At 68.3% G+C, this 10322-nt stretch carries 10 protein-coding genes; 7 read left to right on the top strand and 3 right to left on the bottom strand.

Going from position 1 to position 10322, the window contains the following annotated elements; genetic code table 11:
* Window positions 1–10: 10 nt before the first annotated feature.
* Entirely contained in the window at window positions 11–604 is a 594-nt protein-coding gene (locus NBG84_RS14100; RefSeq protein WP_250919727.1) for an SMI1/KNR4 family protein, read from the top strand.
* A gap of 571 nt (window positions 605–1175) precedes the next feature.
* Here the strand turns inward: NBG84_RS14100 and NBG84_RS14095 are convergent.
* Complete coding sequence (locus NBG84_RS14095; RefSeq protein WP_250919726.1) at window positions 1176–1472, bottom strand: chorismate mutase; 297 nt, start codon at window positions 1470–1472, stop codon at window positions 1176–1178.
* A 341-nt stretch (window positions 1473–1813) separates the two neighbouring features.
* On the opposite strand from NBG84_RS14095, the gene guaA reads away from it, so the two are divergent.
* From guaA to NBG84_RS14080, 3 genes are all read left to right on the top strand, one after another.
* Entirely contained in the window at window positions 1814–3400 is a 1587-nt protein-coding gene (guaA, locus tag NBG84_RS14090) for a glutamine-hydrolyzing GMP synthase (protein WP_250919725.1), read from the top strand.
* A gap of 135 nt (window positions 3401–3535) precedes the next feature.
* Window positions 3536–4159 carry a Uma2 family endonuclease gene (locus tag NBG84_RS14085; protein ID WP_250919724.1) on the top strand — a complete coding sequence of 208 codons (624 nt, stop codon included), beginning with the start codon at window positions 3536–3538 and terminating at the stop codon, window positions 4157–4159.
* A 173-nt stretch (window positions 4160–4332) separates the two neighbouring features.
* Window positions 4333–4842, top strand: coding sequence for a DoxX family protein (locus NBG84_RS14080; protein WP_250919723.1), 510 nt, complete (start codon window positions 4333–4335; stop codon window positions 4840–4842).
* Here NBG84_RS14080 and NBG84_RS41095 read toward each other — a convergent pair.
* Window positions 4749–5243 (bottom strand): hypothetical protein, encoded by a 495-nt coding sequence (locus NBG84_RS41095; protein WP_308312060.1) that lies wholly within the window; start codon window positions 5241–5243, stop codon window positions 4749–4751. The genes NBG84_RS14080 and NBG84_RS41095 overlap by 94 nt on opposite strands.
* Entirely contained in the window at window positions 5230–6609 is a 1380-nt protein-coding gene (locus NBG84_RS14070) for a PspC domain-containing protein (RefSeq protein WP_250919722.1), read from the bottom strand. Before NBG84_RS14070 ends, NBG84_RS41095 begins: the two co-directional genes overlap by 14 nt.
* Before the next feature lie 241 nt (window positions 6610–6850).
* Between NBG84_RS14070 and NBG84_RS14065 the strand changes: the two genes are divergently transcribed.
* The 3 genes from NBG84_RS14065 to NBG84_RS14055 all read left to right on the top strand — a co-directional run bounded on the left by NBG84_RS14065 (window position 6851) and on the right by NBG84_RS14055 (window position 10192).
* Complete coding sequence (locus NBG84_RS14065; protein ID WP_250919721.1) at window positions 6851–8158, top strand: PspC domain-containing protein; 1308 nt, start codon at window positions 6851–6853, stop codon at window positions 8156–8158.
* On the top strand, window positions 8155–8850 hold the full coding sequence (locus NBG84_RS14060) for a LuxR C-terminal-related transcriptional regulator (protein WP_250919720.1): 696 nt from the start codon (window positions 8155–8157) through the stop codon (window positions 8848–8850). The genes NBG84_RS14065 and NBG84_RS14060 overlap by 4 nt, the downstream gene beginning before the upstream one ends.
* Window positions 8851–9067: 217 nt before the next feature.
* Window positions 9068–10192: an alpha/beta hydrolase gene (locus NBG84_RS14055; protein ID WP_250919719.1), complete on the top strand. Its 1125-nt coding sequence runs from the start codon at window positions 9068–9070 to the stop codon at window positions 10190–10192.
* The last annotated feature ends 130 nt before the right edge of the window (window positions 10193–10322 follow it).

The following is a 10322-nucleotide window of genomic DNA, read 5'->3' as shown; positions in this document are numbered from 1 at the left end:
GAATGAGGAGATGAGCCAATCGTCCGGAGCTGAAGCGCTCCATGGTCTGATCGCTCCTGCTGGGGTTGGTGGAGACGCGGTGGATTGGTCGGCAGCCTGCCAGAAGTGGGGGGTTCGCTTTCCAGCGGACTATGTCGATTTTCTGCACAGATACGGAACGGGTGTATTTGTGAAGTACCTCCGGGTCCTCAGCCCTCAAGTCGACCAAGCTGGCGGCTTGATCGATGCCATGGAGGAGGAGACCGAGAACGCCCGTGGTTCCGAGCCTTTGCGCACCGATGGTGACGTGATCGCCTGGGGCGTGGACAGCGATGGAGACATTCTCTGTTGGCTCATCTCTGGGGAAGACCCGGATAAATGGCCGGTGGTGGTCTGGGGCAGGCACTCTTCACCGCACTGGGCCACCTACGATTGCGGAATGGTTGAGTTTCTCCGAGCGGTCATTTCCGGCGAGCTTGCGGAATCACCGCTCAGTGGAAACGACATATGGGATTCCGCGCCGGTAATGTACCTGGGTGATCGTGAGGAAACGCGTCTGCGCGCTCTCGGTCTGGACCCGTGGACAGGAGAGCCTGATCCCTACGCCGGAATGTCCTTCGGCTGATGGGTGAGTCCGTGTAATTATCGGACGGTGATGTGGAACGTGCTGGACGAATGAGTCCGGTACGGCACCAAGGGCCCCGCGGACACTGTCCGCGGGGCCCTTGTTCGTCGGCGCCGGCGTCAGCGCGGCGGCGGTGCCGACGGTGCGGCGCCGGGGGGTGCGCCGCAGGGAGGAAGGTCTGATGCCCGGCGCAGTGGGGGCGCGCGGGAGGGTTGCGCAGAGGTGGGTTGCGCTTCTTTTGGCATCGTGGTGTACGGAGTGCGGCTTGCGCAACCGTTTGGACCGGATTGCGGTCGGCCCCGAGCGTCCTCGGAGCCGACCGCCTAGGGGTGACCGGGCTGCTGTCCCCTGCCGACCGGTCACGTGTGCTGGTGCGAGGTCCCACGACGTACCATCGGTACGTCACACGCTCCAGCGGAGCCACGCGTGGTTTTCCTTCCAGGCCCGCCCCTGGATGGCACGGACACCGGTTAAAACGAAGCCCGCTCGGCACTGGTCACGCGCCGTACGGGTGAGAGCGGACCCGAACTCAGATACGCCACGCCACCTTGCCGGGCAGCAGCCGGCCTTCTCAGACGCGGCCTCGACACAGTTCAAGGAGCGTCATCGCCAGTGCCGTCCCCGGCTTGCCGAGCGCGTCCCGGAAGTGGCCCAGTACCTCCATCTCGCGCGACAGGTTCACCCGTCGCCCGCCCGAGGTGATCCGAGCCTCCTGGATCACCGCCGACACCGCCATCCGTTCCTGAACGAGACCGATGATCCGGTCGTCGAGCGCGTCGATCCGCTCCCGTGCGTCGGTGATCAGTCCGGCCGCCTCCTCGGTGCGGGCGCCGGTCTGCTCCGTGATCGTCTTCGCCGTGGTGGTCATCGTGCGGGGCTCCTCTGATGAAAGGGGGCTGCCCCGGGGCGGCAATGGCCCGGGAATGACAGAACGCCCCGAGCCATATCGGCCCGGGGCGCCTCGGAAGTCGTTTGTCACTAGCTCAAACAGCACGACCATGGCAGCCGGACGGGCCGGTGCCATAGGTAAAGACGGAGGTCAGCTGCTGAAGCATGAAAACAGTATGGACCGGCGTCAGGGCGAGGCCAACGCCGGGTTCGGATGGTGAGACGGAGCGAGAGCCTCCGTAACGTGGGAGGACGCCGGACGGCCCTCCGCGCCCCGGTAGAATCGGCAGAACCGAAACCCGTTCCGCCGGAAGGCCGCCAGTGTCATCAGCGTCTCCCGCTGCCGAGCCCGATGTCGTACTCGTAGTCGACTTCGGCGCGCAGTACGCCCAGCTCATCGCCCGCCGCGTCCGTGAGGCACGGGTCTACAGCGAGATCGTCCCGTCGACGATGCCCGTCGCCGAGATGCTGGCCAAGAACCCCAAGGGGATCATCCTCTCCGGCGGCCCCTCATCCGTCTACGCCGAGGGCGCACCCAGCCTGGACCGCGCCATCTTCGAGGCCGGGGTTCCCGTCTTCGGCATGTGCTACGGCTTCCAGCTGATGGCGACCGCCCTCGGCGGCACCGTCGACAACACGGGCTCGCGTGAGTACGGACGGACGCCGCTGCACGTCAGCAAGCCGGGCTCGACCCTCTTCGAGGGCACCCCGGCCGAGCAGCCGGTGTGGATGTCCCACGGCGACGCCTGCTCGGCCGCGCCCGAAGGCTTCACCGTCACCGCGTCCACCGACGTCGTACCGGTCGCCGCCTTCGAGAACGACGAGAAGAAGCTGTACGGCGTCCAGTACCACCCCGAGGTCATGCACTCCACGCACGGCCAGCAGGTCCTTGAGCACTTCCTCTACCGAGGTGCGGGCATCGATCCGGTCTGGACGACCGGCAATGTCATCGAGGAGCAGATCGCGATCATCCGCGAGCAGGTCGGCACCAAGCGGGCCATCTGCGGTCTCTCCGGTGGAGTGGACTCCGCGGTCGCCGCCGCCCTCGTCCAGAAGGCCATCGGCTCCCAGCTGACCTGTGTCTATGTCGATCACGGGCTGATGCGTCAGGGCGAGACCGAGCAGGTCGAGAAGGACTTCGTCGCCGCCACCGGCGTCCAGCTCAAGGTGGTCGACGCCCAGGACCGGTTCCTGGACGCACTCGCCGGAGTCTCCGACCCCGAGCAGAAGCGCAAGATCATCGGTCGTGAGTTCATCCGCGTCTTCGAGCAGGCACAGGCCGAGATCGTGGCCGAGGGCGCGGCTGACGGCGAGGACGTCGCCTTCCTCGTCCAGGGCACCCTCTACCCGGACGTCGTCGAGTCCGGCGGCGGCAGCGGCACCGCCAACATCAAGTCCCACCACAATGTGGGCGGCCTCCCCGAGGACCTTGAGTTCGCGCTGGTGGAACCGCTGCGCAAGCTGTTCAAGGACGAGGTCCGGATGGTCGGCCAAGAGCTGGGCCTGCCCGACGAGATCGTCCAGCGCCAACCGTTCCCCGGCCCGGGCCTCGGCATCCGCATCGTCGGCGACGTCACGCGCGAGCGCCTTGACCTGCTGCGCCATGCCGATGCCATCGCCCGCGAGGAACTGACCGCGGCCGGCCTCGACCGCGAGATCTGGCAGTGCCCGGTGGTACTGCTCGCCGATGTCCGCAGCGTCGGTGTCCAGGGCGATGGACGCACCTACGGGCACCCCATCGTGCTGCGCCCGGTCTCGTCCGAGGACGCGATGACCGCGGACTGGACGCGGATGCCGTACGACGTGCTGGCGAAGATCTCCACCCGGATCACCAATGAGGTCGCCGACGTCAACCGGGTGGTGCTGGATGTGACCAGCAAGCCGCCGGGCACCATCGAGTGGGAGTGATCTCCCACCGCTGAGGCTCTTCGAGCCTCCCCGCGGTCAACCCCGATGCCGTCGCTCATTCCTTTGGGCGACGGCATTGCCGTGTGGCCTCGCCAAGCTCGATTGCAGACCAGGATGCCGTGCATGGGAGGAACCATGACCGCGGAACCGATCGCCGGGTCGACGCCGTCGACGGGACCGGTGGAGTCAGGTGCCCGTTGGCCGGTGCCGCCTCGGGAAGGCTGGACCGTGGACGACCTGCTGACGCTGCCCGGCCTCCCACCCCGCACCGAGTTGATCGACGGGGGTCTGGTCTTCGCCAGTCCGCAGAGCTCGTTCCACAGCGTTGCGGTCGACGTGCTGGTGAGCGGTCTGCGCCGTACGGCTCCCCCTGAGCTGAGAGCGACCCGCGACATGACCGTGGTGATCGATAAGGGCAATGCCCCCGAGCCGGATGTCTCCGTGATCCGTTCGGAGGCGGTCACCGGTCGCCAGGTGACCTCCTACTCGGTCGCCGATGTGGTGCTCGCCGTCGAGGTGGTCTCCCCGGACTCGGAGTACCGGGACCGCGACACCAAGCCGCGCAAGTACGCCGCCGCCGGAATCCCGCACTTCTGGCTGGTGGAGATGGGCGGAGCGGACCACCACCCGGTCGTCCGGGTCTTCGAGCGCTCCGAGGTGACCCGGACCTACGCCCTCACCGGCATCCACCACGACCGGCTCAAGCTCTCGGTCCCCTTCACCGTCGACATCGACCTCACCGAGATCGACCACCTGTAGTCGGTACGGGTCCGGTGACGTCATGGTCCAAGCCGTACCCGCCCAGCTGGATCGCCTTCGGCGCCGCCCCACCCGTACACCCGAACTCTCGACGTAAATCGAACGCCTGGTGAGCTTTTCCGCCCGGGTGAACGTAATGTCAGGTGACGGGTCAACGGGAGGTGGAGTCAGCCATGAGGGCGAGCCATCGGACGACAGCCGGCTACGGCGCCCCTGAAGGGTGGCGGGGGCGGGCGAACCAGTACGCCCTGCTGCCGTTGCGGATCTTCCTCGGGGTCACCTTTGTCTACGCCGGGCTGGACAAGCTCACCGACAGTCGGTTCCTCGCCGACAGCGGTACCGGCTCCATCGGTGACCTGATGCGCAACGTCCGGGACACCTCTGCCGTGCCCTGGCTGGTCGATCTCGCCCTGAAGAACCCCGAGGGCTTCGGCTACGCCATCGCCCTCGGTGAACTGGCCGTCGGTATCGGCACCCTCGTAGGGTTGCTGGCCCGCCTCGCGGCCCTGGGGGGAGCCCTGATCTCGCTGAGCCTCTGGCTGACGGTGAGCTGGGCGACCGAGCCGTACTACTACGGCAATGACCTGGTCTATCTGATGGCCTGGCTGCCGCTGGTGCTCGCGGGCGCCTCGGTGTTCTCGCTCGACGCGGTCATCGCGGCCCGGCGTCGGCGCACGCTGTAGCGCGTGAAGCTGGCCGCCCCGGCCAGGAAGAGCCCCCCGGTGAGCACCGGGAAGACCATGAACCAGGGGACGTGCCAGGCGCCTGACGCATCGCCGCTGTACAGCAGGGCGAGGGTGAGCGCGGTCAGGCCGGCGACCAGCCTGCCCGGCGCGAAGTCATGCCTGACCCGGGAAGGGACCTCCCTCGGGGAGAGGTGGTCCAGCGGATCGCCGCGCCGCTGCCTGCCCGTAGCGCACTCACCCAGGGGGCTGCTGCGGTATCCGGGAACGCACTTGCCGCCCCTGCCCTGCTGATCCCCGCCTCGCGGGCGCGCCCCGGAAGGGGTTCCGCCCGGCTTGTCACCTCTTCCTGGGCTGTCAGACGGGCCGGTCGAGGGGTCCTCGATGTCAGGACGTGGCACGGGTCACCTCCACCTGTCCGATGGTCACTTCAAGACGGAGCTCAATGGTGCCCGACGGCTGGGCGTTCTCGGGCGCGGACAGACTCTGCCGTCGCTCCTGGTCGGTGGAAATGTCGATGTCGTTCTTGGGATCGTCCGGCAGGGAGATCGCGCCGACGTCCGCCGTGGCCCACACCTTCACCGGCGCGTCCTTCGGTACGACCACCCTGAGCCGACCGGCGCCCACCTCGGCCGTCGTGGAGAGCGACTGCCCGGCCGGGACGGCGAGGGTGCTCAGATCGAGGGTCGCGTCACCCGAGGACAACCTGTACTGGGGTTGGACCTTCGCGATCGTGGCGGGTTTCCACTCCTCACTCAGCCACCGGGTACTGATGTCCTTGGGGAGCGCCGCGGCGCCCGCCAGGAGGAGTGCGGTGAGAATCGTCAGGATGCCCGTGCCGAGGCCGGTTCGGCCCAGCACCGAACTGATCGCGGTCCCCAGGCCGAACACCGCCAGCGCACAGACCAGCCCGATCTGGAGGCTGGTGCCCAGCGGGTTGCCGTCCCAACTCAACCGGGTCCCGAGGTAGCCCATCGCCAGCGCGAGGGAGAACACCAGGCCCCCGATGCGGCGGGGACTCGTGGGCCGCGACCGTCCCGGGGCGGGCTTGGAGCGCTCTCCGGGCGGATCGGCGATGGCGTCTTCCGGACCCCAGAGATAGCCGGTCGGGGAGGGACCCGTGGTGCGGTTCTTGACGAGGGGGTCACGCCACCAGGACCTTCCCTCCGGGGTGGGCGGCGCCTTGGTCTCCGGCGGGGCCTCGGACACCGTATGTGCCGTGGCCGGATCGAGATGGGCGGTCTCGGGAGTGACCGTACGGCGGCGCTGCGACCACACGGCCGCGCCCGAGATCGTGAGCGTGAGCAACGCGGCGAAGAGGAGCATCCCGCCGCTGTTCAACATGGTGAGGAAGAGTCCGCAGCCGATGAGCGAGAGGAAGATGGCCGTCAGCGCCGCGCCGTCGACCCGGCCGGCGAGCAGCCGCCGGGCCTCGTTCTCCTCCTCGTCCTCCAGGGGGATCAGCAACCAGGCGAAGCCGTACAGGATCAGGCCGATTCCACCGGTCACCGCGAGCACACCGATCACGATCCGGAAGATCACCGGATCGATGTCGCAGTATCTGCCGAGGCCGCCGCAGACCCCGCCCAGGACCTTCTGGCGGGGCGTACGGCGCAGCGGGCGCCCGTCGGGAGGGTCGGCGATCTGCTGACCGGGCTGGGCGCCGGGCCCTGAGGGTCGGGGCGCGCCAGCGGACGCACCCCCCGAGCCGACCGGTCCCGTTTGCCCGCCCCTTCCCGCCCCGTGCGCGGCGGTCGGCCCGGTCATACGTGCACCACCTGGCGCGGGAGGGTGATCGGCTCAGTCATACGTCCATGGTGACGGGCATTGGGCCGTGATGGCACCCAGACCGACCCTGGCCCGCCCCTGAGATCCGACCCTGATGGTGTCCCGCTCACCGACACGGTGATCCCGAGGGTGTCCGAAACGAATCCCCGGGGTGGTTCCCGGGGTGGTCTCAGGGTCGCCCCCGATACCGCGGGGCCTGCGCTCATGTGACGATCGGTCCATGCCCGTCGCCACGCCCCGATCCGCCACACCTCCGCGCGCCGCCGCGCCCGAGGAAGCATCGCCGCGCAAGCTCTACCGCAGTGCCGACGGACGCTTCTTCGGGGGAGTGGCGCGCGGCTTGGCCGGCCATCTCGGTCTACCGGTCATCTGGGTCCGGCTGGTCTTCCTCGTGCTGTTCATGACCCAGGGCCTTGGAATTCTGCTCTACGCGGTCTTCTGGATCGTGGTTCCACTCGGTCTCGGCGGTAAGGGGACCGAGCCGCGTTCCCTCTTCGAGTTCGCCAGCGACGGCAGACGTAAGCTCCGCAAGCCCGACAAGGGGCAGCTCTTCGCCATGATCGCGCTGTTCTTCGGTGCGGCGATCTTCATGGGCAACCTCGACGCCAACACCGGCACCAACCGCTATGTCTGGCCGACGCTGCTGATCGGCGCGGGCGTGGTCCTGGTGTGGCGGCAGGCCGACAACGCCCGCCGGGCCCGCTGGAGCGAGGCCAACACGCGCCGTCGCCGGCTCTTCCAGGTGGGTCGGGGCCTCGCCGGAGTGGCCCTGGTCGGCATGGGCTTCACCGTCTTCGTCGTCGTCCGCGGCTCCGCCGCCCAACTGGGCAATGTGCTCACCGCCGCCATCGCCGTCATCGCGGGGATAGCCCTGCTCGCCGGACCGTGGCTGGTGCGGATGAGCCAGGACCTCTCGGAGGAACGGACCATGCGCATCCGTGCCCAGGAGCGGGCCGAGGTCGCCGCCCATGTCCATGATTCCGTGCTCCACACCCTGACGTTGATACAGCGCAACGCGGATGACGGCGGCGAGGTCCGCCGACTCGCCCGCGCCCAGGAGCGCGAGTTGCGCAACTGGCTCTACAAGCCCGAAGGCACCGGCAAGGAGGAGTCCGAGGAACCCGACACGCTCGCCGAGGCCGTGAAGAAGTCCGCCGCCGAGGTCGAGGACAAGCACGGCGTCCCCCTGGAGGTCGTGGTGGTGGGTGACTGCCCGCTCGACGACGGACTTGTCGCACAAATGCAAGCCGCACGCGAGGCGATGGTGAACGCGGCCAAGTACGGTGGCGAGGGCGGTGCCGTTCAGGTCTTCGCCGAAGTCGACGGCCGTACGGTCTATGTCTCCGTACGGGATCGTGGACCCGGCTTTGACCTGGACTCCGTGCCGGACGACAGAATGGGCGTCAGAGAGTCGATCATCGGCCGTATGCAGCGCAACGGCGGCACGGCCCGTCTCCGCCCGGCGCCCGGCGGGGGCACGGAGGTCGAGCTGGAGATGGAGCGGGCCATGGAGAGGGCAGAGGAATGACCGAAGCAGCGGCGCCAGGGGAGAGCGGCGAGCGGCGGGTGCGCGTGGTGCTCGTCGATGACCACCGTATGTTCCGCACCGGAGTGCAGGCGGAGATCGGCGAGACCGAACGTACCGGGGTGGAAGTGGTCGGCGAGGCCGCCGACGTGGATCAGGCGGTCACCGTGATCACGGCGACCCGTCCCGAGGTCGTGCTCCTCGATGTCCATCTCCCGGGCGGTGGTGGGGTCGAGGTGCTACGCCGCTGCGCTCCGCTGATGGCGGTCCCGGAAGATCCCGTTCGATTCCTGGCACTCTCCGTGTCCGATGCGGCGGAGGATGTGATCGGCGTCATCCGCGGCGGCGCCCGCGGCTATGTCACCAAGACGATCACGGGTACGGATCTGGTGGACTCGATCTTCCAGGTCCAGGACGGGGACGCGGTCTTCTCCCCCCGGCTCGCGGGCTTTGTTCTGGACGCCTTCGCCTCCACCGACGCGCCTCCGGTCGACGAGGACCTGGATCGGCTCACCCAGCGTGAGCGCGAGGTGCTGCGCCTGATCGCCCGGGGATACGCCTACAAGGAGATCGCCAAGCAGCTCTTCATCTCGGTGAAGACCGTGGAATCGCATGTCTCCGCGGTGCTGCGCAAGCTTCAGCTGTCGAACCGCCATGAGCTGACCCGCTGGGCCACCGCCCGACGACTGGTGTGAGTCCCGGGGCCACGGCCCTTCGGCGCGGTGGGCCCCGGCCGGGGATTCGACCGCGGTACGGAGGGCCTGGTCCTCCTCCTGCGGTTGCCCGTCCTCTACGGGCGGCACGAGGGAGTTGGCGAGCGCATCGCGTCGGGTGCCCCAGCCATCAGAAGGACACCGCCGCGCACGCCGTCACCTGACGGGCTTTCAGTGGTTTTCGTCCCATTCTGTACGGGTGGATCTAACGGGGAACACCTTCTTCGCGCTCACGATCGTGCTCGCGCTGGCCGCTGTCGTCCTGCCCTTCGCGCTGTGGAGCCGGGTCCGCGGCCCCGCTGCCATCCGAAGCCTGTGGCGACTGCTGATGGTGCTCTTCGCCCAGGTCACCGCCGTGCTGGTGGTCTTTGTCATGGTGAACAACGCCAATGGCCTCTACGACAGCTGGGGCGATCTGCTCGGTATGGCAGATCATGCGGGCGAAGCACCTGACCTGGGCCCCAGCGGCACCGGCGGCCGGTCGTTGGCGACCCTCCCGGTGCTGCGTCAGACCTTCGCGGCGGTGGATGACCCGGAGATGGGCGAGGGCGTTCTCCGTACCCACCTACGCGGCGGCATCTCGGGCGCGCAGGGCGAGGTCTATGTCTGGCTACCCCCGCAGTACAACGAACCCGCCCACCGGAACAGCACCTTCCGTGCCATTGAACTGCTTCCCGGGTTTCCCGGCTCCGCACGCAGTTGGTTTCGCACCATGAAGGTTCAATCCCAACTGGGGCCCCTCATCGCATCGGGCCGGGTCGAGCCCTATGTCCTGGTAGCGCCCCGCACCATGCTGCTCGGCGGGAAGGACCCCGGCTATGCGAACATCCCCGGCACGGTCAACGCGGACAGTTGGCTGACCGTCGATGTGCGCAAGATGGTCGCCGACAACTTCCGCGTCTCGCTCGACCCCGCCGACTGGGCCGTCATGGGCTACTCCGCGGGCGGGCACGGCGCCGCCAAACTGGCGTTCGCCCATCCGGACCGGTTCTCCGCCGCCGTCAGCCTCTCCGGCTACAACGACCCCGCCGCCGAGAACGACTCGCTCACCGGCAAGGACCCGGACCTCCGTCGCAGCCACGACGTACTGCGCGTACTGACCTCGGCCCTGACCCCACCGAGGGTGTCGCTGCTGGCCACCGGGGAGGGGGCGGACGGCTATCTGCCGGGTCTCGCGCTGCGTCGGGCGGCTGAGCCGCCGACGGTGGTTGAGGTACGCAGAACCGATGGCGGGCATCGCACCCGAGTCTGGGAGCGGGAGATTCCGTATGCCTTCGCCTGGTTGACCCGCCAGTTGACCGAACGAGGTCGGCACCCGGGATGAGATGCTCCGCCGAAGCCGAAGCCGAAGCCGAAGCCGAAGCCGAAGCCGAAGCCGAAGCCGAAGCCGAAGCCGAAGCCGAAGCCGAAGCCGAAGCCGAACCTGAACGTGGGTTTGAACCCCGCTTCGCGCC

Origin of the sequence: Streptomyces albipurpureus (assembly GCF_023701525.1) — a bacterium.
Taxonomy (GTDB): Bacteria; Actinomycetota; Actinomycetes; order Streptomycetales; family Streptomycetaceae; genus Streptomyces; species Streptomyces albipurpureus.
This window is presented reverse-complemented; position numbering and strand designations above follow the sequence as displayed.

What these genes read in the sequence shown, in the direction of transcription:
- NBG84_RS14100 (WP_250919727.1), top strand. Translation starts at nt 11, where the DNA reads ATGAGCCAATCGTCCGGAGCTGAAGCGCTCCATGGTCTGATCGCTCCT.
- NBG84_RS14095 (WP_250919726.1), bottom strand. Translation starts at nt 1,472, where the DNA reads ATGACCACCACGGCGAAGACGATCACGGAGCAGACCGGCGCCCGCACC.
- NBG84_RS14085 (WP_250919724.1), top strand. Translation starts at nt 3,536, where the DNA reads ATGACCGCGGAACCGATCGCCGGGTCGACGCCGTCGACGGGACCGGTG.
- NBG84_RS14080 (WP_250919723.1), top strand. Translation starts at nt 4,333, where the DNA reads ATGAGGGCGAGCCATCGGACGACAGCCGGCTACGGCGCCCCTGAAGGG.
- NBG84_RS14070 (WP_250919722.1), bottom strand. Translation starts at nt 6,609, where the DNA reads ATGACCGGGCCGACCGCCGCGCACGGGGCGGGAAGGGGCGGGCAAACG.
- NBG84_RS14065 (WP_250919721.1), top strand. Translation starts at nt 6,851, where the DNA reads ATGCCCGTCGCCACGCCCCGATCCGCCACACCTCCGCGCGCCGCCGCG.
- NBG84_RS14060 (WP_250919720.1), top strand. Translation starts at nt 8,155, where the DNA reads ATGACCGAAGCAGCGGCGCCAGGGGAGAGCGGCGAGCGGCGGGTGCGC.